The organism is Bacteroides sp. CACC 737 (assembly GCF_013874375.1).
GTDB lineage: Bacteria > Bacteroidota > Bacteroidia > Bacteroidales > Bacteroidaceae > Bacteroides > Bacteroides uniformis.
In genome coordinates this window covers 1,051,434-1,074,149 of the sequence record NZ_CP059408.1, presented here as the reverse complement: position 1 = coordinate 1,074,149, position 22,716 = coordinate 1,051,434, and the positions used below count along the sequence as shown (strand labels likewise).

Here is a 22,716-nt window from a genome sequence, read left to right as displayed (position 1 = left end):
TATTTATATACTATGCTTGTTTCTATCTTGAAAACTCCTTATCAACTCAATGTAATTATCATACATTACTCTCGAAGATAAATATTTATCAAAAAAATCCTTATTCTTGGCACCTAGTACATTTCGTTCTTCTATAGTCATGTTCTTTACACGAGATAGTTGTTTTATGGCTTCTTCTTTTGTGTCATATAGTAAGACACCTTCGACTCCCATTTTATCAAAATATCGGTTACCTCCAGTTTTACTTGCAACAACTATTTTCCCTAATGCAAGTATTTCGAGCATTACAATATCAAAATATGTTACACGATTAGGAAGTACAAATACATCACTTGCAGAAATAAGAGAATGAGGATCGTTGGTAAAACCTATTTCTTTCCAGCGCAGATGTTCCAATCGTTTAAAAGGAGACTCTAGTCCTGCAGAAATGACCCATGCCTCCTCCTCCCTATTAAAGAAATCAGAGGCAATTTCTTTTAATAAGTCGTATCCTTTTACGGTATTGTGACGACCCACATAAGATATTACAAAACCATTTTCTGGGACACCATATTCTTTTAAGACTTCAGTCCTTGTTTTTTCTGCTTTACACGCGGGTATTCCAGTGAGTACATAGCGAAAATTCTCCGGATGTTTCTTCTTATATTGTGTAAAGTAATACCAATTATTATAATAAGATTCTTCTGCTTCTTCGCATGGAAAGATGATATAGTCTGCACGTTCTAAACAATACCTATCTATTTCCTCATATTTTTCTCTCATTTTAGGAATACAGAAATCATAGATACTCGGAATATCAGTACATTGTTCTTGCCCGTAAGGGAGAGGTGAATGTGACTGATACAATACAATACCCTTAAAGTTCTTCAAATTTTCACGTTCCAAGTACATATGGTTAGACTGATGGAAATGTATTATATCATATTTAGAAAAATCCTGCTTAGGAGCGAACTGTCTTCCTGACAAATATTTTCTTCTATTTATAATGTGACGAATTGTCCGATGGGCGTTATTAAACCATTTAGGTAATTTACTGGTTACAAAACGACCTTTCTTATGAACATCTTCATAATGTGCATCAACGTGAGTGAACTCCAAAATATTATCTCCCCTTCGCTTCATCTCTTCGTAGTAATAATAACCAACTGCAAAAGGACCACCCTTAGGGGCTAATTTTTCTTCGGGTAAATACACTAATACTTTCATAAATATTTGTTCATAGTTAGATTCAAAACTTGCTCTATCATAGGAGCCATATCAAAATACTTATACTGACCAAGACGACCACCAAAGATAACGTCTTCCTCATTCTCCGCCAACTTGCGATATTCTTCAGCAAGAGCATTGTTACGACCGTCGTTTATAGGATAGTATGGTTCCATCCCCTCCTTGTATTCTACTGAATACTCCTCTGAGATAACAGTCTTAGGACAATCATAAACTTCCTGACCGAACATCTCGAAATGTTTGTGCTCAATCACACGAGTATAAGGTTCATTATGACTAGTATAATTCACCACAGCATTACCTTGATAGTTAGGAATATCCTTCACACGAGTCTTGAAAATGACAGTACGCCAATCGAGCCTACCCAATTTGTAGTCAAAATACTCATCTATGGCACCTGTATAAACGAGCTTGTATGCATACTTCTTCCAATCTTTATATTCCGAATTGAAGAAGTCAATACCAGTCTTACACTCAACCCCTTCAAGTAGACCTTCTATAAGTTTGTTATAACCACCAATAGGAATGCCTTGATAGCGGTCATTAAAATAGTTATTATCAAATATCATGCGTACAGGAAGACGCTTAATGATGAATGCCGGAAGATCCTTACAATCACGTCCCCACTGCTTTTCTGTATATTCTTTGATAAGTTTGTAGAAGATATCCTTTCCAACAAGGCATAATGCCTGCTCTTCAAGGTTCTGAGGCTCACGTCCACCAAGAGCTGCAACAGCCTCTACCTTTTGCTCGTCAATCTTTGCTTGAGCCTGAGCAGGGGTATGTACCTCTGGCCACATACGATTAAAGGTATTCATATTGAAAGGCAAATTATAAAGTTCTCCTTTATAGTTAGCTACAGGACAATTAGTGTAACGATTGAATTCCACGATAGAGTTCACGAAATCCCACACCTTCTTGTTATTGGTATGGAAAATATGTGCACCATACTTGTGCACATTGATGCCTTCCAGTTCTTCGCAGTAGATGTTGCCACCGAGATGTGAACGTTTATCAATTACCAGCACCTTCTTGCTTGCTAGTTTGGCTTTGTATGCAAATGTAGCTCCGTAAAGACCGGAGCCTACTATAAGATAATCGTAATGTGTCATAATTTCATTTTCATTTGATTTAAAATTTCAAGTACAAATGAGTCTTTAGAGATGAAAAGCAACATAAAGTAACTTGTTCCACCAACAATCGGTACTAAAGTTATTTTTAGAATGTCTGACGAAATTTGTTTTGCTATGAGCACGCATATTCCAAACATAACTAATGACAGCATTAGATATTTTATACTAATTCTATCAATGACTTTGAACGGAATATACTTACGTGCAAATATAATTTGGGTTATAGTAACACTCAACTCTGCCAGAACAGTTGAAAATGCAGCACCGTTTTGAGAAAACAGAGGTATACTTATAATATTACATGTAAAATTAAATGCAGCACCAACACATGCGCTAAATGTAACAATCTTTATCTTGCCCAAAGGATACAATACTTGCATTCCTACGATATTCGAAATTCCAATAAAGATAATAATCGGGCTGATAATTTGTAAAGTAAATATAGCCGATTCAAAATCTCTTCCGCAGAATAAATGAATGAGTGGTTCAGCAAGGCAAATTGTCCCCATCATAATTGGATATGCTAATATGAGCACAAAACGGTACGCCTTTTGCGATAAAACTTTAAACTCATCCATCCTATCATTTTTAATTAGATTGGAAGTTCTGGGAAGAAGCACGGCTCCCAATGATGTAACAGCGTACAGAAGGATGTGAGATATATTAGTTGCAGCAGTATAATAACCAACAGCTTGATCATTTTGAATAAAGCCAAGCATTACCTTATCTAAATTCAGATATATGCTTGTAACAAGATTAAATGCGAATATTGCTATTGCAGGTTTGAAATGACGCCCAATATTCAAGTCTCGCAGTCCAAATAATGACAAGTCTATATGTTTCCTTAGTCTTAAAAAATTAAAAATATTATTGCCTATTGTACCAAGGACTGTATAGATACCATACTGCAATAGATCATCCTGTGTCTTTACTGCATAAAATAGATATATTACCGCAATTATCTTAACAATTAGATTTCGTATTGTTATGTACTTAAATTCCTCAATACCATTATAGAACCAGGAACATCCTATTGTTGTAAGAGCTATTATAGCACTTAACACTAAGAAAAGTGGAATATTTGCCTGTACACGAGCCACAGTCAAGCAGATAATTGCAACTGCAAAATATCCAATAACATTCAACAATAAGTTAAGTAAAAGTATCTCAACAGTTGTTCTACTTAAATCAACTTGACTATCTCTCACACGAGCAATCTCTCTAATACCATAGAGAGGAATACCAATGCATGAAAATAAAGCAATGTAATTAATGATAGAAGTATAGAAATTTACCTGTCCTATGCCTTCAGACATAATTACACGCGAGGCATAAGGAAAAGTTATCAGAGGGAATAATAACCCACTGATAGTATTAATCAGATTAAATACGAAATTTACTTTTACAGATTTTGCCATCTTTAAAGAATCTTTTCAGCAAGCACATCTGCAATGCAACGATAAACTTGTCCGTCCCATAAGGGTTGACAGCATGGTACATCTTCTCGTAAGCTACACCATCGTCAAGGAGGATACAGACTTCGAGCATAATCTTATCGTAGTCAATCCCAACGAGGTGAACAGTACCAGATGCGAGAGCTTCAAGACGTTCAATGGTATCGCGCATCACAAGAACGGGTTTGCCAAGGCTTGGGACTTCTTTCTGAATGCCGCCTAAGTCAGTAAGAACGATGGTGACCTTTGACATAAGGTTAACGAACTCGAGACACTGAAGGAGCTCAACGAAGAAGAAGTTAGGACGGGTGAGGTCTTCGCCAAAGACTTCGTGGAATACAGAAGCCCCACAAGATTTATCTACTCCCCCCGAACAGCTTTATGCCATCGCTTCCATACCCGTACATATAAGTACAGCAAGAGAAACGTTTGTCGTAAACCAGCTCTCCGTAAATCATGCAATGGAGTATGGAAAGACGCAAGGAGATTTCTTGGTAGACCATAAATATACTTTTGAAGTGGGAAAAGCCTATAAAACCTTTAAGCTAATTGCCGATTTACCTAATTTCTTTATTCTTGCCGACAATATAGAATATAATACGGTCAAAAAATTACCATTATGGATTGTTGGATTGACATATTAGAAATTCTTTTTCATTCCACTTCCTCCCACGGATAAGGATTCTCCATCACGTTCTGAAACTCATCAACAGCTTCCTGCTGTTCGGCGGTCAGCAATGCAGCATTCCAAGAGGCAATGATGGAGTGAGCTTCATCTGCCAAAGGCTCATCGAAAACCTCTCCATAACAAGCAGTGAGCAGACGGAGCTTCAGCAAAGATGCGGGAAGAGTATCCAGAATATCCCAACAACGGTTCAGAACCTCCTGCACATGCTGCTGTTTCTCACCGTGGTCGACAAAAGAGGCACTGTAACCCATTAAAAGAGCGAGACATACATTGGCTTGTTCCTCCACTGTAGTGCCCCAAGTGCCGGAATTATATAAAGTTGTAGTCAAACGATAAACTTCACTATTACGACGCGACAAGTCATCACTATAAATAGGACTCCCGTCCATACCCAAATACATCAGATCGTGCGCAGCACGCTGAAGGAGGAGTGCTTCTTCTAAAAGAGACATATTATTTCAGATTTATGATTTTAGATTCTAAAGAGGAAAAAAGATACTTCGCCACATCCTACATAGTGATCGTTATTTGATCACTTCTATAAGGTCCGGATGAATAGTGGCCATGGCAAGAGCAATGACACCTTGTATCTCTATAACCACACGGCGGTCACGTGCCCCCTTTACTTTCAGAAAAATACCCTCCTGACCTGCAAAGTCACCACCCGTAATACGGACTCTAGTTCCCTTCGACAGATTCAACTCTTCGGGCTGGAAATAAAGCAAATGGTCGTTATAGGTTCCGGCAACGGCGATGAAGCGCTGCATCTCATGGTCGGGAATAATTATCTTCTGACCACTGCGAGTATCGGTTATATATTGCAAATAAGTAATTTGAGACTTAACACGCTGTACGTCGGAAGGACGTGCATGGACAAAAACCAGATTACGGATGACGGGAACCAAAGTACGGACTTTCTTACCCTTACGGATACTTACCTTATATTGCATGGGGACAAAACAGCCGAGGTTCTCCTTCTCGAGAAGATGCACCGCATCAAGCTCTCTGCGGTATGTGGCACGCATGGCATGCCAAACTTCAACCTCGTTATCCGTTTCCATTTTCGTTGTTTTGTTCACAAAAGAGTGTTCCTCTGGGGCTTTGAACCCTCGGTATATACCTGGTATCCAATCATTTGCGAGCACCTTATGTAAAATACAGCAAGCATTGTGCCCTTCTTGCCAACAGTTTTTTTGCAGTTCGTCATTACCTTCTGGTAAGAGACTATAAACGAACGGATTACAAACAAAAAGCGTTTTTTAAACGTTCGTTTAATGGACACAAAGATAAGACTGTTTTTTATATCCTCAAAATGTTTAATAAAAATATTTTGGAAAACCCATCGTGTCTCAGTTTAATTTACAGTAATTCAGTATGTTAAGTATCTTATTTAATATTTAAAATTTCCATTCCCTTTTATTAACTCATTCCCTATTTCATTTCCTGAAATTTGACGTCCATTAAACGAACGTTTAAAAAACACTTCCAAGTCAAAGTCATTTCCATTTATATATCAACGCATTAACCCATCATAAAGATAAAACCCAGCTTTTTATCTCCATCCTTACTCCACAAAAACAAAAAACTTGATATACCTTTGCATTTATTTTACAAACTACAGTAATTTTAATTATTAACCCAAAAACATTAGAAAATGAAGGCAAAAAAGACACTCCAAAGTAAGGAAAAAAAACAAAAAGAGACACCCTTAAAACGGATGTAAAGCACGGCATATCAGCTCCGAAAGCAGGAGTAGGACGTCCCTCAAGCGGGGAGGTTATAGGAATACTGCCACAATATAGGAAAGAAGTCATTAAAGACATCATCCTATGGAAAAAATCAAGATACTTTATAGAAGAAAAGCCGACAAGCAACAAGGCATTGGCACAATGGGCATACTCACATTTCGACTTCAGAACGCCAGACTATAAAAGACTGTCAGAAAACACTATAATACAAGAGTTCGGTGAAGTGTGGCGGGAAATGAAGGTAGCAGGAGAGATATAGGGAATAAAACAAAAAAGGGCAGAAACCACGAAACTTATTGACAATAATTAAATATAAACAACTTAAGGAATAAACCACTTATCTTTGCCGCCACTTTGGTAAGGATGAAGCCACACCACCTACAGATGCCGCTTTCTCAATGAATGCGGCATCTTTTTTTATATACAAGCGTACCTCCTGCCAAACTAATACAATTATTAATTTTAAAGACAACAAGATGAGAAAGTCGACAAAGAACGCTTCACTTCACGAAGCACTGAGAAACCTATGGAAAATACGTATCATGCTGGAAAAGAACTACACGGAAACATGCGCCACATGGATGGCCCGACGAATAGAAAGCCTGATAGACCACATGCAATACGGACACGCACTCATAGCCTACCACAAGCAGGACGGGACATTCAGGCTGGCGAAAGCCACCTTACTGCCCTACAAGGCTGACTTCAGAAGAGATTATGACATCACAAGAGTGACAAGCACCATAGCCTTCTGGGACGTGGAACCGCAGGCATGGAAAACTTTCCAGCTGGAGAACTTCCTCGAATGGAGCCCCATATGCTAATCATTAACCATTAATCACTAATCATTAAACACTAAAAACAATGGCCATGATGTACGGGGGAATGCTATACTTCCCCCTCAAAGTAAATCTATTCGAAGAGATAGCAGTGGAACTGGTGGAAGCCAGGTTCGGACTGAAAGGCACAGCGGCGGTAATGAAACTGCTGTGCAAGATACACAAGGAAAACGGATATTACCTGAAATGGAACGCGGAGCAATGCACACTGTTCACAAACAAGGCGGGAAAGGACATCAACGAGCAGGAGATGCAGGGAATCGTGGACATCCTGGTGGAGAAAGTCTTTTTCGACCCCAAAACCTATAGGGAACAAGGGGTGCTGACCTCTACCGAAATACAGAAGGTATGGCTGGAAGCCACCAAACGGAGGAAAAGAGACCTCACCACCTTGCCCTATCTGCTGGTAGAGACGGAAGAGGACAAGCCGGACAAGGACAAGACTTGTACGCAAAAACGGGAAAATTGCACGCAGGATGCAGACATTTTCCCCGAAAATGCATGTAATTCCAAACAAAGCAAAGAAAGCAAAGTAAAAGAAAGCAAAGCAAAAGAAAGTAGAGCACTTCCCCCTCTTACTCCCCCCGGGGAAAGCGGAGGAGCGCAGGGAAATCCTGATTTAGACATTCCCGGATATGCCTACAACAGGAATACGCACAACCTGGAATGCCTCATGCTGAATCTGGAAAAGCTCTACATCACCGACCGGGAGGAAATCAGGAAGATTCTGAAGTTATCGGACTACGGCAGGCTGGGAAACTACGTCTGGAAAATATTCAATGGGACGAACTGGAACAAGGTGAACAGCAAAGGAGGGTACATCATCTCGGTACTGGCAAGGGAGAAGCGGAGTACGGGAAGCTGATTCCACAGGACACAAGCTATCAATAACATGTCATGCAGGAAATCAACAACGTGTGATACAAAAAACAAATATCGTGTCGGCAGGATATTAACTCCTTGCCGACACGATATTCATTCCTTCTTCGTCCTTAAAATTGTGACTTATAATTATGCTGATATTCAGCGCAAAACCTCTGCAATTCAATAAAAAATGGCTGGAACACAGCAAACAGTTCCTCATCGTGCTCTTTAAGGTAACAAATTGCCTTATCTACGGATATATCAATATGATGATATTCCACCATGATGTTCAAAGATTCTCTTATTCCGTTCAGAGTGGCGTATTTCCGCAAACGGTCGGTCAGGATAAAATGCCAGATAAAACGTTTGAACCGTAGCGGAAGATAGCGGTAATTGATGAGGAGGGAAAGATAGAAAGTCCGGGTATACCTCCTCAAGGAAACTCCGAAGAACGACTCGAAACGGGAAGCCAGCAAATAATCGAAATAAATATCCAGCAATACCCCCGAATAGCGTCCGAATTCAGGTTGAAGCCTATGTACCACCTCGCAGACAGCCGGATGACGGTCGGTATAGTCGTCAATAGCGCGGTGAAGCTGAATACCCTTGGCTATATCCGGCGGATAATTCTTATAGGAGCTTCCCTTTACGGCATCGCCTACAAAATTTCCCAACTGTACTTTTCTGTTCGAACCGGAAAGGAATATATGTGCCAGGTAGTTCATGACAAAAGATTTACCAGCTCCTTGCAAAGACACTCCTTCACCTCTTCCATCGGCACCTCGTGTCCCAGCTCTTTCTGCAAAGAAGTGACACCCTTGTCTATGAATCCGCAGGGATTGATATAGCTGAAATAACGTAAATCGGTATTCACATTCAGTGCCAATCCATGCATGGTGACAAAATGGCTGCTGCGCACGCCGATGGCACAAATCTTACGGGCACGGGAAGTATCGCCCTCCAGCCATACGCCCGTTGCCTTCTCCAGGCGTCCGGCCGCGATGCCAAACGAAGCACAAACACGGATTACCGCCTCTTCCAGCAGATGCACATACTCCTTCAACCCCAAAGAAAAGTCCTCGAGGTTCAGAATAGGATAGCAGACCAACTGTCCCGGACCATGATACGTAATGTCTCCGCCACGGTCAATATGATAGAGCGTAGCCCCTATCCTGCGCAGTTGTTCTTCTCCCAGCAGCATATTCCTTTCTTTTCCGCTACGCCCCAATGTATAGACATGGGGATGCTCGCAGAGCACAATATGATTGACATAGCACTCTCCTGTCTGCTTGGCATGTACAAGTGCGTCAAACCATTCCGTCTGCCGGCTCCATGCTCCGGCATAAGGAATCATGTTCCAATCTGATATTTCCAGTTTCATGCAAGCAAATATAGTACTTTTTTGAATTCTAAAAAGAACATTTCATTTTAAAAACAGAATGTCTTCCGTTACTTTTTTCCCGGAAAAGAATTACCTTTGTGCGAACTCTAAACGACAAAGCGTATGGAATTTCCCCAAGTCGACCTGCCAGTAGACATGATTGCATGGACTGAAGTAACGGAAGACATTCTAAACATATACAAACAGTCGTGCCGTCTGAAAGCGTGCATTTTTGCACTATGCATAGAAGGTTCCATCACCGTATCCATTAACCTGATGGATACAGAAATCAAGCAAGGGGATTTCATTACCCTGCTTCCCGGAACCATCATACAGTTTTACGAACAAAAGGGAAAAGTATGCCTGGGATTCGTGGGGTTTTCCTCCCATTGCCTCAATGGGGTCAACCTCATCCAGTCTACATTGAGCTCTTTCTCCAACATACTGGAGTATCCGGTACTGGCTGTCAACCCTACCGTCGCCTCCTATTTCAAGGACTATTTTGCCTTATGGGCACGCATCACGACCGGCCCCTACCCTCCTGACACCAAAATGGCACAGAGCGCTCTAAGCATGCTCCTCAGTGGGGTGGACAAGATGTATTGCCACCGTCCGCAAATGCAAAAAGGGAACAAGAGCCGGAAAGAGGAAATATGCCACGAACTGGTGCAGCTCGTCATCGAAAACTATACCCGCGAACGCCGCGCGCAATTCTATGCCGATAAACTGGGCATCTCCCTGCAACACCTCAGCACCACCGTGAGACAGGTGACCGGCAGAAATGTATTGGACATCATCGCCCACGTCGTCATCGTAGACGTGAAAGCCAAACTGAAATCAACCAATATGACCATTCAGGAGATTGCCTATTCCCTGAATTTCCCCAGTGCTTCCTTCTTTGGAAAATACTTCAAGAGGCACATGGGCATGAGTCCGCTGGAGTATAGGAACAGCTGAGAACATCAGAACCTGGAACTCAGACGAAGGCTGCTCAAAGCCACGGATACACAGGAAAGAGCCATGGCAGCACCTGCCAGCGCAGGACTCAGCAGGATGTCATAGACGGGATAGAGTACTCCGGCCGCGACAAAGATACCCACTGTATTATAGATGAAAGCCCAGAACAGATTCCGGTACATGAGGCCCACAGTCTGGTGAGACAACCGGAAAACTTTGGGCAACAGCAGCAGGTCTGAAGTCCTGAGAGTAATCATGGCGGTGTCCATCAACGTATCGGTCCCCTTTCCCATGGCAATGCTTACATCAGCACAGCTCAAGGCTTGCGCATCGTTCACGCCATCACCTACCATGGCGACCGTTTTACCCTGAAGCTGTAGCTTATGGATGAAATCCTCTTTGTCATCGGGCATAGCATCGGCCACAAAACGCATGATCCCCAAACTGCCGGCCACGGAAGAAGCTGTACGCTCACCGTCTCCCGTAAGCATGCATATCTCGATGTCCTGGATACGCAGTTCCCGGATAGCTTCCATAGAAGTCACCCGCAACTGGTCCTTGATGGCAATAACGGCAAGTAAATCGTTCTCACGCCCAAAGTAGACAATACTGTTTCCGTCCGATTCATATTGTGTCAGCATATCGGCCAGGATATCCGACAAATTGGCTTGATAATCTTTCAGCAGTTTATGGCTTCCTACCCAATATTCCGCACCCTGATAGGCCACTCTGACACCTTTTCCGGTAATGCTTTCGAAACCGTCCAGGTGGGCAGGGATAACCTGCTCCTCCCCTTCCAGGGCCGTAACGATTGCTTCTGCCAGAGGATGGTCCGAAGTAGACTCGGCAGCAAGCAGTACATCTTTATAATGCTCCTCCTGCCCTTGCGCCCACAGCCAGCCTATTACCGTAGGATGTCCTTCTGTCAAGGTCCCGGTCTTGTCGAATACCACCACATCCACATTGCGCATCTGCTCTAAAGCGGAAGTGTCCCTGATAAGGATATGATTGCGGGCAGCTTTATTAAGGCCCGCCGCCAAAGCTACTGGAGTGGCCAGCCCTACCGCACACGGACAAGCCACCACCAATACGGACAAAGCGGCAAACAGACCGTGTGACACTACATCTATGCCTCCGAAGAACACCCATATAAAAAAGGTCAGCAGGGAAATGATGAGAATGACCGGGACAAAAAGCTCGGCAACGCGGTCGTCAATGCGTTGCTTCTCCGGCAGTACGCGGGCTGCGTTATGCTGCCAGCCTCCCAACCGGCAGATAGCCGCCGACACATTTCGCCGGGCACGTTCCTCCATAAACTCGCCGGTCAGGGAAAAGGCGATGATGACGGCGGCAACCCCATAATAGACATGCGGTTCCAGCCCGATGCCCAGCCAATAATCCGGGAAGAAAGTGTTGAACACACTGAACAGAAAAGCCACAGAGGTGGTAAGCGCCACCAGACGGTCTATATTGTTGCGGCCCGACCGGGTTCCCTTCCAGGCACCGGCATAAAAAGGAGCGCCGAAAAACAGCAGTACCGGAATTGCCAGTACCATCTGTATTTCACGGGTATAGGGTACATGCACAAAGACTGTAGAAAACAGTATCAGTACGATGGCAAAAAGCCATGCACCGACGACGCGCAATCCCGTGCTGTGCATATCCGGCACGGGATGTGCCTTAGTAATTATATTGCTCATTCGATTTATTTTTTAGATGGTTGTTGTTCCGCTTTAATAAAGCAACAACCGGAATGAGCAGTTTGTTCAATTACTTCTTATCGTCCTGCTTGGTTTCCTTGACAAACTCCGCTTCATAATGGAACTTTTGGAAACCTTCTTTCAACTTTTCCACATTGGTCTTGTCGGCATCATACGTGATGGTTACCGTCTTTGTCTTCAGGTCTGTGTGGAAGTCCTTCAGTCCCTTCTCAAAACGGATGTTATTGTTTATCTTCCTTACACAGTTCTCACACTTCATCTGTGCTACCTTGAACACGGCTGTACGGATGTCTTTCGCCATTGCGGCAGATGCACAGAAGAGTACAACTGCCAAAGTCATTAAAAATCTTCTTGTTTTCATTGTTTCGCTATTGATTTAATAAATAATATTATATTCTCGGCAAGTTAAAACGGACACCTACATAGGCTTTTGCCCCATGCATCGGTCCCCACACCATCGTAGCGTCAAAGTTGCTTCCCCAGGGATTGGAAGCATCAATGATGGGGTTTTTCTGCTTGAAGTTTGTCAGGTTCTCGCCACCGACGTATATAGACCAGCGACGGAAATAACGCGTCACCTGGGCACTCAACTGCTCGAAGCCGCCATAGCGCCTTTCCCACGACCAGTTGCCGTCTGTCAGTTCGTATGGAGCCGGCATGCGCCCGCCACCGTTCAGTTGCAAAGTCACATCAAACTGCCACAATCCCAAAGGTGTCTGATAAGAAGCCGTCAGCAAACCTTTATACTTGCTGGTAAGGGGTTTCTCCATCAGCTCTCCGTTGTAATTCGTTTTGGCATCCGTCCAACGGTAAGCCGCGGTAAAGGTGAAACCCGGGAAGAACGGATAGCTTGCCTCCACCTGCACTACCTGCGAATAGGAACGGCCGTGAAGGTTGTAAAACAGAACGGCATGTGGGTCCGTATCCATGTCTACCACCACCTGCTTGCTGAAATCCGTGTAATAGTATTCCGCATTCAGGTTCAAGGTTTTGCCGAACAAGGGAATATAGGCGGAAGTGCTTGCGCCATAGTTCCAGGCCTCATCCTGGTCAAGACGTTTGGCGATGTCTATCCGGCGGCTACTTGCCAGCAGGTAGTTATTCTCGGCCAGCACATGGTTCGTGCGGTATCCTTTTCCTGCCGAAAGACGGAAATGTACATACTCGTTGGGATTGTACTTCACATGGAAACGCGGGGTGACGAAATAGCCGTACTCGCTGCTATGGTCGCCGCGGATGCCACCCATCAGCACCAGTTTATCGTCCCAGTTGTAGGTGTACTGCACGTAGGCGCCGGGGACGGCTTCTTTGGTGAATTTCTTCGTCAAAGGCTGTGCGGCGTCATTGTCCAGGCGGTAGTGCTGGTCATAGGAGTCATAGTTGAAGCTCAGTCCGGCAGAAAGGCTTTGACGCTTGGTCAGTTCCGTCTCGAACAACAAGGAGGCATAAGCATTGTGCTGGTCTACGTCGTAGATTTTCCGTCCGTACAAGGCATCCTGCTTATGCAGGGAGCCGGAGAGGATCAATGCCAGGTTAGTGTTCTTCTCCTTGTTGAATATATAGGCGTTCTTGGTGAAAGCTTCGTAGCGGTCGGTGCCTATACTTATCTTATAAGGGTCTGTCAGAGGCATTTTGCCATGACCGACTTGTCCGCTGTTGCGGTCTTCCGTAAGCACTTTGATGCCTGCTTGGAAAACGTAGCGGTCGCCCATGTATGCCCAGCGGTTCCAGAGGTTGTACTGCTCCACGCGGGGGATGTCGGCAAAGCCGTCGTCGTTGCTGTCGTGAGCTTTGGTCTCATTCTCGTAATGTGCCAGCAAAGAGGTGCTCCAGCGTTTGGAGAGTTTCACCGTGGCATCGGCATTGGCTTCATAACGGTTGGTGCTGCTGGCAAAAAGGTTGGCCGAAAACCAGTCCGCTTCGGGCAACTGGGGTTTCTTGAATTCCACATTGATTTGTCCCGTGATGGCCTCATAGCCGTTCTTCACGGACGAACTGCCCTTGCTCACCTGAATGCTCTGCATCCACGGCCCAGGGACATAGCCCAAGCCGTAGGGGGCAGCAGAGCCGCGGTAGTTGGGGACATTCTCCGTCATCATCTGCACATACGTACCGGACAAGCCCAGAAGCTTGATTTGCTTGGCACCGGTGGCGGCGTCAGAGTAAGTGACGTCCACCGAAGGATTGGTCACAAAACTTTCTCCCAGGTTACAGCAGGCGGCACGGCTCAGCTCGGCGCTGCTTATCATATCTTCGTTCATCACACTGTTGCGCAACTTCATGGTGCCCAACTTACGGCTGACCACATTCACCTCGCTCAGTTCCACCCCTTCGCGCAAGACAATGTCGAGCGTCTCATTGCGGTTACTGACGTGTATCGTATCATTCTCAAAACCGATAAAGCTGACTACAAGCATATGCTTGTCATTGGGTTTGGACAAGGAGAAGGTACCGTCTGCCGAAGTGGTGGTTCCTTGAGTGGTTCCCTGCCAGAAGAGGTTGGCACCCGCAATCGGGTCGCCCAAATTATCCTTTACCGTTCCCTTTACCTGCGCCTGCAAGGGGATGAAAGAGAACAGAAGGATGGCTATCAAACTATATTTCATTTCTGTTTTATACTTAAAGAAGTGATTAAAAAACAAACAATTCCCTCCGGACAATTCATGTCATTGCCCCGTATAAAACAACACTAAATGAGAAGCGTGGAATAGAGCGCCAGATAATGACGCGAGCCGACGACATATGGCGGTGCCCCGAAATGCACTTCCGGAGTGCAGGCCACTTGCGGCAAGGAGTAATCAAACAGCGGCAGTTGCTCACAAAACAGTGTAAGGGATGGCACGAACGAAGCAGACTCGTGTGCATGTTTCACGAAATCCACCTTGTAGTAGACGGCTGTACAACCGGTATCCTTGCACGTTTTTTGTGAACCACGATGTGCATGATGGCATTTGGAACAGCCGGAGGTGCAACAACTTTGTGTCGTCTCGCATCCGGCACAGCAATACTGAACTACAGAAATCCCCACTCCGCTTATAATGATAAGAGAGGAAAAGAGTACAGCCAGTATGTAACGGAGTTCCTTCATAAGCGCTGCAAAGATAGAAAGTTTTAACCGTTTGCCGGAATTAATTTTTCCTTTTTTATGCCTGCAGTTCGTTAATAAGTTCTATATTTGTCGATAAAGTTTTTTGATTGATATGTTGATTTATAAACGAAACTCAATATGAAAAAGCAAACTGTCAGCCTACTTGTCCTTCTGCTTGCGGCAAGCGGCTTTTTCTTTTCCTGCGGTAACACCGTGAACAAAAACGCATACGCGTTGGAGTTCGACAGTATACAAGTAAACGAAACCGTACATCTCTTCGGAGACACAGCCAAGCCGGCCTGCAACCTCATCCTCAACGTTGCCTACGCCAGCCAGTCATCCGACGTAAGGCTGAAAGACAGTCTGAACACCTTCTTCCTATCTGCCTGCTTCGGCGACAAGTACATGGCGATGACACCCGAAGAAGCTGTCAAGAAATATACGGAGAAATATGTCGGCGACTACCGCAATGACCTGGAGCCGATGTACAAGAAAGACGAGGAGGACAAACAGGACGAGCAGAGCATAGGAGCCTGGTATTCCTATTATAAAGGAATCGAAAGCCATGTGCAGTTGTGCAATACCTTAATACTGACCTACCGTATAGATTACAACGAATATACCGGCGGCGCACACGGCATCTATATGTCCACCTTCCTCAACCTCGACCTAAAGACCCTAAGCCCCATCCACCTAGGCGACCTCTTTGAAGGCGACTATAAGGAAGCGCTGACCGACTTGCTTTGGAAACAGCTGATGGCAGACAACAACGTCAGCACCCGCCAAGAGCTGGAGGACATGGGCTACGCCACCACCGGTGACCTGGAGCCTATCGAGAATTTCTATCTGGACCCAACGGGAATCACCTTCTATTATAATGTATATGAAATTGCCCCATACGTAATGGGAGCAACCAAAATCACGTTGTCTTATGAGGACATAACCCATCTGATGAACAGCGAATTCGTCACCTTGAGCAATACGATAAAAGCAGGCGACCAATAGGAACCGTAATCAATTGTCTATCAACATAAAATTCACAATGGATTTAATACTCAAATATTTCCCGGACCTGACGGAAGAACAGAAACGGCAGTTTGCCGCCCTCTACGACCTCTACATGGACTGGAATTCTAAGATTAATGTCATTTCACGCAAAGATATAGAGAACTTGTACGAACACCATGTGCTGCATTCTCTGGGCATAGCCAAGGTAATCCGCTTCAGACCGGGGACACAGATTATGGACCTCGGCACGGGAGGAGGCTTTCCGGGAATCCCGCTTGCCATCCTTTTCCCCGAAGTACAGTTCCATCTGGTGGACAGCATCGGAAAGAAAATACGCGTAGCCTCCGAAATAGCCAACAGCATCGGGCTGAAAAACGCCACCTTCCGTCATGCCCGTGCAGAAGAGGAAAAAGGGAAGTTCGACTTTGTGGTGAGCCGTGCCGTGATGCCGCTGACAGACCTGCTGAAGATTATCCGTAAGAACATCTCCCCAAAACAGCAGAACGCATTGCCCAACGGACTGATTTGCCTCAAGGGGGGCGAATTGGGGAACGAAACCATGCCCGTCAAGAACAAGACCACGTTGTGGGACCTGAAGGAGTTCTTTGAAGAGGAGTTCTTCGAGACAAAAAAAGTAGTGTACGTAGGGTGTTGAGAGATAGTTGAGGTTTAGAAATCTAAATACATAATATGAAAATAAAGAGATTCGAATTTAATATGTTCCCGGAGAACTGTTATGTGCTTTGGGACGAAACCAATGAAGCGGTCGTCATTGACCCGGGCTGCTTTTATGAGGAAGAAAAGCAGGCCTTGAAAAACTTCATTACCAAGAATGGGCTGAATGTGAAACATCTGCTGAATACCCATCTGCATCTGGACCATATCTTCGGCAATCCTTTCATGCTGAAAGAGTTCGGTCTGAAGGCCGAAGCCAACCAGGCCGATGAGTTCTGGATTGACGAAGCGCCGAAACAAAGCCGCATGTTCGGCTTCCAGCTGCAGGAAGCCCCCGTGCCCCTGGGCACTTATCTGCACGACGGAGACATCATCACCTTCGGCAATACGAAACTGGAAGCCATCCATGTACCGGGACACTCGCCGGGCAGTCTGGTGTATTATTGCGCGGCAGACCACTGCATGTTCTCGGGGGATGTGTTGTTTCAAGGCAGCATCGGCCGTGCCGACCTCACCGGTGGCAACTTCGACGAACTGATAGAACATATTTGCAGCCGTCTGTTCATCCTGCCCAACGACACGATTGTCTATCCCGGACACGGAGCGCCGACTACCATAGGAATAGAGAAAGCGGAGAATCCGTTCTTTCGGTAAATATACAGCAAACTTTTAAATCATTACAGCCATGAAAAACGACCTATTGGCCTACCGCCACATCGGCATCAGCGAAAAAGACGAGGAGAAGATGCTCCAAAAAATAGGAGTGAAAAGCCTGGACGAGCTGATTGATAAAACCATTCCTGCCAACATCCGCTTGAAAGAACCGCTGGCTCTGCCCAAGACAATGACAGAGTACGAATTCGGACAACATATTGCAGGGCTGGCTGCCAAAAACAAACTTTACACAACCTATATCGGTATGGGATGGTACAACACCATCACTCCTGCCGTTATCCAACGGAATGTATTCGAGAACCCCGTTTGGTACACTTCCTATACCCCCTATCAGACCGAAGTCTCACAAGGACGCCTGGAAGCCTTGATGAACTTCCAGACTGCCGTATGCGACCTCACCGGCATGCCCCTTGCCAACTGCTCCCTGCTGGACGAAGCGACTGCCGCAGCCGAAGCCGTGACGATGATGTATGCCCTGCGTCCGCGCGACATGCAGAAATCGGGTGCCAACGTGGTATTTGTTGACGAAGCCGTCTTCCCGCAGACACTGGCAGTAATGACTACCCGTGCCATTCCGCAAGGTATCGAGCTGCGTATAGGAAAATACCATGAAATGGAATTCACACCGGACATCTTCGCCTGCGTACTGCAATATCCCAACGCCGCCGGCAACGTGGAAGATTATCGCGCCTTCGTGGAAAAAGCCCATGCAGCCAACTGCAAAGTGGCCATTGCCGCCGACATTCTGAGCCTCGCCCTGCTCACCCCTCCGGGAGAATGGGGGGCTGACATCGTCTTCGGAACCACACAACGGCTCGGTACACCGATGTTCTACGGCGGGCCGTCGGCAGCCTACTTTGCCACCCGCGACGAGTACAAGCGCAATATGCCGGGACGCATCATCGGCTGGTCGAAAGACAAATACGGCAAGCTGTGCTACCGCATGGCGCTGCAAACCCGCGAGCAACATATCAAGCGTGAAAAGGCGACTTCCAACATCTGTACCGCGCAGGCACTGCTGGCTACAATGGCAGGCTTCTATGCCGTATATCACGGTCCGGAAGGCATCCGCACCATTGCGGAACGCATCCACAGCATTGCCGTATTCCTGGAAAAGAGCATCAACAGACTGGGATACAAGCAGGTCAATGCACAATATTTCGACACGCTCCGCTTTGCACTGCCCGACACCATTTCGGCACAGCAGATACGTACCATCGCCTTGAGCAAGGAAGTGAACCTGCGTTATTTCAAGAATGGGGACGTAGGTATGAGCATCGATGAGACTACGGACATCACTGCCGTCAACGTACTGCTCTCCATCTTTGCCATTGCCGCCGGAAGGGATTGGGAAAAGGCAAGCGACATACCCATGGCAAGCAGCATCAGCGCGGAGATGAAACGCCAAAGCGCCTATCTGACACACGAAGTATTCAACAAATACCATACGGAAACGGAGATGATGCGCTATATCAAGCGTCTCGACCGCAAGGACATCTCACTGGCACACTCCATGATTTCCCTCGGCTCGTGCACCATGAAGCTGAACGCTGCCGCAGAGATGCTTCCGCTCAGCCGCCCGGAATTCATGAACATGCATCCCCTGGTGCCCGAAGACCAGGCCGAAGGTTACCGCGAACTGATAAGCAACCTCAGTGAAGAACTGAAGATAATTACCGGCTTTGCCGGCGTCAGCCTGCAACCCAACTCCGGTGCGGCAGGCGAATATGCCGGACTCCGCGTCATCCGCGCCTATCTGGAAAGCATCGGGCAAGGACACCGCAATAAGGTGCTGATACCGGCATCCGCACACGGCACCAACCCGGCTTCTGCCATCCAGGCAGGCTTTACCACTGTGACCTGCGCCTGCGACGCACAAGGCAATGTGGATATGGCCGACTTGCGTGCCAAAGCGGAAGAAAACAAGGATGACCTCGCCGCCCTGATGATTACCTACCCTTCCACACACGGTATCTTTGAAACGGAAATTGTGGAAATCTGCCACATCATACATGCCTGCGGTGCGCAGGTATATATGGACGGCGCCAATATGAATGCCCAAGTAGGCTTGACGAATCCCGGCTTTATCGGTGCGGACGTCTGCCACTTGAATCTGCACAAAACGTTCGCCTCTCCTCACGGCGGCGGCGGACCGGGCGTAGGCCCCATCTGCGTGGCAGAGCATCTGGTTCCGTTCCTTCCGGGACACAAATTGTTCGGCAATGCAGCCAACCAGGTGTCCGGAGCTCCCTTCGGCAGCGCAGGTATCCTGCCCATCACTTACGGCTACATCCGCATGATGGGAATGGAAGGACTGACGCGTGCCACGAAGATAGCTATCCTCAGCGCCAACTACCTGGCAGCCAGCCTCAAGGATACGTACGGCATTGTTTATCGCGGTGCTACCGGCTTCGTAGGACACGAAATGATATTGGAATGCCGCAAGGTGCACGAAGAGACGGGCATCAGTGAAAACGACATCGCCAAACGTCTGATGGACTACGGCTATCATGCCCCCACCCTCTCCTTCCCGGTACACGGCACGCTGATGATTGAACCGACGGAAAGCGAAAGCCTTGCCGAACTGGACAACTTTGTCCACGTGATGCTGACCATTTGGGACGAGATTCAAGAGGTAAAGAACGGCGAAGCCGACAAGACGGACAACGTGCTGGTGAATGCCCCACATCCCGAATACGAAGTGGTAGCCGACACGTGGGAGCACAGCTATACCCGCCAAAAGGCAGCCTACCCGATAGAAAGCGTGCGCGAAAACAAGTTCTGGGTGAACGTGGCACGTGTAGACAACACGTTGGGAGACCGTAAACTGTTGCCCACATGCTATGGATGCTTCGACTGATGAAAAGAAAGCGTAACGGACTATTTTATAGTAAAAAAGAAGAAACCATCAATTCCATCTCCCATGGCATCGGCATTGCCATGGGAGTAATTGTAAGTACACTATTCCTGATAAAATGCTACCAGGCGCAGAATCTTTGGGCAGCATGCGGCGTATGGCTCTATCTGTTCGGCATGGGAGGCTCCTATCTTGCCTCCACACTCTACCACTCCCTGAAACATCATAATCCGTGGAAACGGCGCTTGCGGCATTGGGACCATGCAGCCATCTATTGGCACATTGCAGGCAGTTACTCCCCCATCATACTCATTGCATTGAGAGAGGACGGCGGTTGGGGCTGGGGACTTTTCGGCTTCGTCTGGCTATGCGCCATCATCGGTACTGTTGTCAGCTTCCGCAAGATGGAGGAGCACAGTTACGTGGAAACAGTGTGCTACATCCTGATGGGGCTGTCCGTACTGGTAGTATTCAAGCAGCTTTTCGCCCTCTCCCCCACAGCCTGCTACTGGATTATTGCCGAGGGGGTATGCTACATCACGGGAGCCGCCTTCTACTCCTTGCGCAAAGCACGGTACATGCATTCGGTTTTCCATTTCTTTGTATTGGGCGGTTCAGCCTGCCACATGGTGGCTGTATGGGACATACTGGTGAAGATGCTGTAAGCAAACGGCAAGCGCACAACCGCTAAAAGAAGTTAATAAGTATCTCTTTCCCTTGCTTTTCTCCATAACTTACCCTACGTTTGCAGTGTTGTACATCAGTGCAACACTAATAAAATTATGATAACGATAGAGAATACGAGCTACGGTTACAAGTCCAATCCACTTATTTTCAACAACATATCTTTGGAAATAGGAAACGGTATATATGGACTTCTGGGAGAAAACGGCGTAGGCAAAACGACGCTGATGCATCTCATCTGCGGACTACTCTTCCCCAAAAACGGAAAGTGCAGCATAGACGGAAGAAACACGGCAGAGAGACAGTCCGAAGGGTTGGCCCGTTACTTCTTCCTGCCCGAAGAGTTGCAGATGCCTACCGAAAGCATCGCCAGCTTCGCTGCACGCCATTCCGTATTCTATCCACATTTCAATCGGGAAGAATTCAAGCTGAACCTGGAAGAGCTGAAAATCAACCGGAAACAAAAACTCTCTTCCGTCTCCTACGGACAACAGAAGAAGGCAATGCTGGCATACGCCTTTGCCCTGCATACTCCATACATCCTGCTCGACGAACCGACAAACGGGCTGGACATCACCTCCCGCCAAGCCTTGAAACGTATCATCAGCCGCAGCATGGACGATGAAAGCACGCTGCTCATCTCCACCCATCAGGCGCACGACTTCGAGAATCTGCTGGACCATCTCGTCATCCTTGGCAAAGGCGAAATATTACTGAACCGTTCGCTGGACGAAATCAGTAACCGGCTTCTCTTTGCCCGTACGGACATTCTGCCGGCAGAAAGCATCTACAGCGAACAAGACTTGTCGGGCCATTTCTCCATTCTCCCCAACGAGGACGAAGAAGAGAACACACCGGACATCGAGCTGCTGTATAAAGCGGTGCTGCAACAACCGGAAAAGATACAGAGCATGTTTCAATGAAAATCCATCATACAAACAGAACTATGAACGCAACTTTTAATCTGAAACGCTTCCTGCTACTGGAACAATATAAAAGGAATGAGACCGGCAGGCACCTGCTTTGGTCAGCAGCCGTCGTATCGTTCATCTGCATCCTGTGCATCCTCTACGACATAAACCGCGGTGGAAGTTACTACGGCAAACATACCTCTGCCACCGAATTCTCCCGCTACGTACTATGGTTTATCCTCATGGCCCCCTGCCTGCTGGAAACAAATTTCAGCAAACACAGCTCCACTCTCGATATACTGCTGCCGGCATCGGCATTCGAGAAGTTCCTGCATATCTGGATAAAATACCTGCTGCTGCTTCCCCTATTCTGCAGTCTGCTGATAGCCTGCCTCAAAGGTCTGCTGTCCTTAAGCGGCAGCGAGTTCCTGCAGTATTTCGCAACGCACATCACGATGTTCCGGATACACAACACCCAGATACTGACCTATGTAATCCTGCATGCTTCCGCCTTCATCGGATACTTCGCCTTCAGCCGGCAAGTCCTGCTGAAAAGCTTCACCATCTTTGTAGGCTCCATTGCCGTCTGCATAGGAATTGTAACTTTTGTGGCCTCCCTCATGCCCGAAGCCAGAGCGGACGGATATTGGATGGATAACATTGCCACATGGCCCAACACCAACTATCCGTTGTCGGCCGGTGCACAAGCCATCGTGACTTTCTGCAATTATGCGGCTCCCATCAGTGTGCTGCTCGGTTCATGGGTATCGAGCTACTTCCTGCTCAAAGAAAAACAACTGTAGCCT

At 46.5% G+C, this 22,716-nt stretch carries 23 protein-coding genes; 11 read left to right on the top strand and 12 right to left on the bottom strand.

The annotated features are described in order from the left end of the window. Positions 1-3 precede the first annotated feature (3 nt). The 4 genes from H1A11_RS04605 to H1A11_RS04590 are packed head-to-tail and all read right to left on the bottom strand — an operon-like array spanning position 4 to position 4,067. On the bottom strand, positions 4-1,206 hold the full coding sequence (locus tag H1A11_RS04605; protein ID WP_181757778.1) for a glycosyltransferase family 4 protein: 1,203 nt from the start codon (positions 1,204-1,206) through the stop codon (positions 4-6). Next, positions 1,203-2,339, bottom strand: a complete 1,137-nt coding sequence (gene glf, locus H1A11_RS04600) for a UDP-galactopyranose mutase (protein WP_008663203.1) — start codon at positions 2,337-2,339, stop codon at positions 1,203-1,205. Before glf ends, H1A11_RS04605 begins: the two co-directional genes overlap by 4 nt. Continuing rightward, positions 2,336-3,778 carry a flippase gene (locus tag H1A11_RS04595; protein ID WP_181757777.1) on the bottom strand — a complete coding sequence of 481 codons (1,443 nt, stop codon included), beginning with the start codon at positions 3,776-3,778 and terminating at the stop codon, positions 2,336-2,338. The genes glf and H1A11_RS04595 overlap by 4 nt, the downstream gene beginning before the upstream one ends. Beyond that, positions 3,744-4,067: a UDP-N-acetylglucosamine 2-epimerase gene (locus H1A11_RS04590; protein WP_008663197.1), complete on the bottom strand. Its 324-nt coding sequence runs from the start codon at positions 4,065-4,067 to the stop codon at positions 3,744-3,746. The genes H1A11_RS04595 and H1A11_RS04590 overlap by 35 nt, the downstream gene beginning before the upstream one ends. 55 nt (positions 4,068-4,122) lie before the next feature. On the opposite strand from H1A11_RS04590, the gene H1A11_RS04585 reads away from it, so the two are divergent. Continuing rightward, positions 4,123-4,458, top strand: coding sequence for a hypothetical protein (locus H1A11_RS04585; protein WP_227212729.1), 336 nt, complete (start codon positions 4,123-4,125; stop codon positions 4,456-4,458). A 10-nt stretch (positions 4,459-4,468) separates the two neighbouring features. Here the strand turns inward: H1A11_RS04585 and H1A11_RS04580 are convergent, their stop codons facing one another. Together H1A11_RS04580 and H1A11_RS04575 are read right to left on the bottom strand one after the other, a co-directional pair. Next, positions 4,469-4,954: a UpxZ family transcription anti-terminator antagonist gene (locus H1A11_RS04580; protein WP_181757776.1), complete on the bottom strand. Its 486-nt coding sequence runs from the start codon at positions 4,952-4,954 to the stop codon at positions 4,469-4,471. Between the two features lie 72 nt (positions 4,955-5,026). Next, positions 5,027-5,563, bottom strand: coding sequence for a UpxY family transcription antiterminator (locus H1A11_RS04575; RefSeq protein WP_181757775.1), 537 nt, complete (start codon positions 5,561-5,563; stop codon positions 5,027-5,029). Between the two features lie 1,163 nt (positions 5,564-6,726). Between H1A11_RS04575 and H1A11_RS04570 the strand changes: the two genes are divergently transcribed. Both H1A11_RS04570 and H1A11_RS04565 read left to right on the top strand, forming a co-directional pair. After that, entirely contained in the window at positions 6,727-7,074 is a 348-nt protein-coding gene (locus tag H1A11_RS04570; RefSeq protein WP_120137090.1) for an SH3 beta-barrel fold-containing protein, read from the top strand. 40 nt (positions 7,075-7,114) lie between these two features. Then, on the top strand, positions 7,115-7,954 hold the full coding sequence (locus H1A11_RS04565) for a DUF4373 domain-containing protein (RefSeq protein WP_181757774.1): 840 nt from the start codon (positions 7,115-7,117) through the stop codon (positions 7,952-7,954). A gap of 127 nt (positions 7,955-8,081) precedes the next feature. Here H1A11_RS04565 and H1A11_RS04560 read toward each other — a convergent pair whose 3' ends face one another. Further along, positions 8,082-8,678 carry an ACP phosphodiesterase gene (locus H1A11_RS04560; protein ID WP_181757773.1) on the bottom strand — a complete coding sequence of 199 codons (597 nt, stop codon included), beginning with the start codon at positions 8,676-8,678 and terminating at the stop codon, positions 8,082-8,084. Next, positions 8,675-9,346, bottom strand: coding sequence for a lipoyl(octanoyl) transferase LipB (gene lipB / locus H1A11_RS04555; protein WP_370528734.1), 672 nt, complete (start codon positions 9,344-9,346; stop codon positions 8,675-8,677). Before lipB ends, H1A11_RS04560 begins: the two co-directional genes overlap by 4 nt. A 111-nt stretch (positions 9,347-9,457) precedes the next feature. On the opposite strand from lipB, the gene H1A11_RS04550 reads away from it, so the two are divergent. Further along, positions 9,458-10,291: an AraC family transcriptional regulator gene (locus H1A11_RS04550; RefSeq protein WP_181757771.1), complete on the top strand. Its 834-nt coding sequence runs from the start codon at positions 9,458-9,460 to the stop codon at positions 10,289-10,291. A 5-nt stretch (positions 10,292-10,296) separates the two neighbouring features. Here H1A11_RS04550 and H1A11_RS04545 read toward each other — a convergent pair whose 3' ends face one another. From H1A11_RS04545 to H1A11_RS04530, 4 genes are all read right to left on the bottom strand, one after another. Beyond that, a complete protein-coding gene (locus tag H1A11_RS04545; RefSeq protein ID WP_181757770.1) occupies positions 10,297-11,991 on the bottom strand; it encodes a heavy metal translocating P-type ATPase in 1,695 nt (564 codons plus the stop codon). A gap of 70 nt (positions 11,992-12,061) precedes the next feature. Next, positions 12,062-12,373, bottom strand: a complete 312-nt coding sequence (locus tag H1A11_RS04540) for a heavy-metal-associated domain-containing protein (protein ID WP_035457917.1) — start codon at positions 12,371-12,373, stop codon at positions 12,062-12,064. A 28-nt stretch (positions 12,374-12,401) separates the two neighbouring features. After that, entirely contained in the window at positions 12,402-14,618 is a 2,217-nt protein-coding gene (locus H1A11_RS04535) for a TonB-dependent receptor domain-containing protein (RefSeq protein WP_181757769.1), read from the bottom strand. Positions 14,619-14,701: 83 nt separating this feature from the next. Further along, complete coding sequence (locus tag H1A11_RS04530; protein WP_057253292.1) at positions 14,702-15,100, bottom strand: hypothetical protein; 399 nt, start codon at positions 15,098-15,100, stop codon at positions 14,702-14,704. Positions 15,101-15,238: 138 nt separating this feature from the next. On the opposite strand from H1A11_RS04530, the gene H1A11_RS04525 reads away from it, so the two are divergent. The 7 genes from H1A11_RS04525 (at position 15,239) to H1A11_RS04495 (ending at position 22,713) form a co-directional block, all read left to right on the top strand. Continuing rightward, positions 15,239-16,105: a DUF3298 and DUF4163 domain-containing protein gene (locus H1A11_RS04525; RefSeq protein ID WP_117600571.1), complete on the top strand. Its 867-nt coding sequence runs from the start codon at positions 15,239-15,241 to the stop codon at positions 16,103-16,105. Positions 16,106-16,142: 37 nt separating this feature from the next. Beyond that, positions 16,143-16,763 (top strand): 16S rRNA (guanine(527)-N(7))-methyltransferase RsmG, encoded by a 621-nt coding sequence (gene rsmG / locus H1A11_RS04520; protein ID WP_117880804.1) that lies wholly within the window; start codon positions 16,143-16,145, stop codon positions 16,761-16,763. Between the two features lie 35 nt (positions 16,764-16,798). Further along, the gene (locus H1A11_RS04515) at positions 16,799-17,437 is read left to right on the top strand and encodes an MBL fold metallo-hydrolase (RefSeq protein WP_117600573.1); all 639 of its coding nucleotides are present in this window, start codon (positions 16,799-16,801) and stop codon (positions 17,435-17,437) included. A 31-nt stretch (positions 17,438-17,468) separates the two neighbouring features. Next, complete coding sequence (gene gcvP, locus H1A11_RS04510) at positions 17,469-20,318, top strand: aminomethyl-transferring glycine dehydrogenase (RefSeq protein ID WP_181757768.1); 2,850 nt, start codon at positions 17,469-17,471, stop codon at positions 20,316-20,318. Further along, complete coding sequence (locus H1A11_RS04505; protein ID WP_225982616.1) at positions 20,318-20,980, top strand: hemolysin III family protein; 663 nt, start codon at positions 20,318-20,320, stop codon at positions 20,978-20,980. Before gcvP ends, H1A11_RS04505 begins: the two co-directional genes overlap by 1 nt. A gap of 117 nt (positions 20,981-21,097) precedes the next feature. Further along, positions 21,098-21,922 (top strand): ABC transporter ATP-binding protein, encoded by an 825-nt coding sequence (locus H1A11_RS04500; RefSeq protein WP_181757767.1) that lies wholly within the window; start codon positions 21,098-21,100, stop codon positions 21,920-21,922. Next, positions 21,919-22,713, top strand: a complete 795-nt coding sequence (locus H1A11_RS04495; RefSeq protein WP_181757766.1) for a hypothetical protein — start codon at positions 21,919-21,921, stop codon at positions 22,711-22,713. The genes H1A11_RS04500 and H1A11_RS04495 overlap by 4 nt, the downstream gene beginning before the upstream one ends. Positions 22,714-22,716: the final 3 nt, after the last annotated feature.

Bases quoted from the DNA above. Each gene is read 5' to 3' on its own strand.
- H1A11_RS04605 (WP_181757778.1), bottom strand. From the start codon at position 1,206: ATGAAAGTATTAGTGTATTTACCCGAAGAAAAATTAGCCCCTAAGGGT.
- glf (WP_008663203.1), bottom strand. From the start codon at position 2,339: ATGACACATTACGATTATCTTATAGTAGGCTCCGGTCTTTACGGAGCT.
- H1A11_RS04595 (WP_181757777.1), bottom strand. From the start codon at position 3,778: ATGGCAAAATCTGTAAAAGTAAATTTCGTATTTAATCTGATTAATACT.
- H1A11_RS04590 (WP_008663197.1), bottom strand. From the start codon at position 4,067: ATGTCAAAGGTCACCATCGTTCTTACTGACTTAGGCGGCATTCAGAAA.
- H1A11_RS04580 (WP_181757776.1), bottom strand. From the start codon at position 4,954: ATGTCTCTTTTAGAAGAAGCACTCCTCCTTCAGCGTGCTGCGCACGAT.
- H1A11_RS04575 (WP_181757775.1), bottom strand. From the start codon at position 5,563: ATGGAAACGGATAACGAGGTTGAAGTTTGGCATGCCATGCGTGCCACA.
- H1A11_RS04570 (WP_120137090.1), top strand. From the start codon at position 6,727: ATGAGAAAGTCGACAAAGAACGCTTCACTTCACGAAGCACTGAGAAAC.
- H1A11_RS04565 (WP_181757774.1), top strand. From the start codon at position 7,115: ATGGCCATGATGTACGGGGGAATGCTATACTTCCCCCTCAAAGTAAAT.
- H1A11_RS04560 (WP_181757773.1), bottom strand. From the start codon at position 8,678: ATGAACTACCTGGCACATATATTCCTTTCCGGTTCGAACAGAAAAGTA.
- H1A11_RS04550 (WP_181757771.1), top strand. From the start codon at position 9,458: ATGGAATTTCCCCAAGTCGACCTGCCAGTAGACATGATTGCATGGACT.
- H1A11_RS04545 (WP_181757770.1), bottom strand. From the start codon at position 11,991: ATGAGCAATATAATTACTAAGGCACATCCCGTGCCGGATATGCACAGC.
- H1A11_RS04540 (WP_035457917.1), bottom strand. From the start codon at position 12,373: ATGAAAACAAGAAGATTTTTAATGACTTTGGCAGTTGTACTCTTCTGT.
- H1A11_RS04535 (WP_181757769.1), bottom strand. From the start codon at position 14,618: ATGAAATATAGTTTGATAGCCATCCTTCTGTTCTCTTTCATCCCCTTG.
- H1A11_RS04530 (WP_057253292.1), bottom strand. From the start codon at position 15,100: ATGAAGGAACTCCGTTACATACTGGCTGTACTCTTTTCCTCTCTTATC.
- H1A11_RS04525 (WP_117600571.1), top strand. From the start codon at position 15,239: ATGAAAAAGCAAACTGTCAGCCTACTTGTCCTTCTGCTTGCGGCAAGC.
- rsmG (WP_117880804.1), top strand. From the start codon at position 16,143: ATGGATTTAATACTCAAATATTTCCCGGACCTGACGGAAGAACAGAAA.
- H1A11_RS04515 (WP_117600573.1), top strand. From the start codon at position 16,799: ATGAAAATAAAGAGATTCGAATTTAATATGTTCCCGGAGAACTGTTAT.
- gcvP (WP_181757768.1), top strand. From the start codon at position 17,469: ATGAAAAACGACCTATTGGCCTACCGCCACATCGGCATCAGCGAAAAA.
- H1A11_RS04505 (WP_225982616.1), top strand. From the start codon at position 20,318: ATGAAAAGAAAGCGTAACGGACTATTTTATAGTAAAAAAGAAGAAACC.
- H1A11_RS04500 (WP_181757767.1), top strand. From the start codon at position 21,098: ATGATAACGATAGAGAATACGAGCTACGGTTACAAGTCCAATCCACTT.
- H1A11_RS04495 (WP_181757766.1), top strand. From the start codon at position 21,919: ATGAAAATCCATCATACAAACAGAACTATGAACGCAACTTTTAATCTG.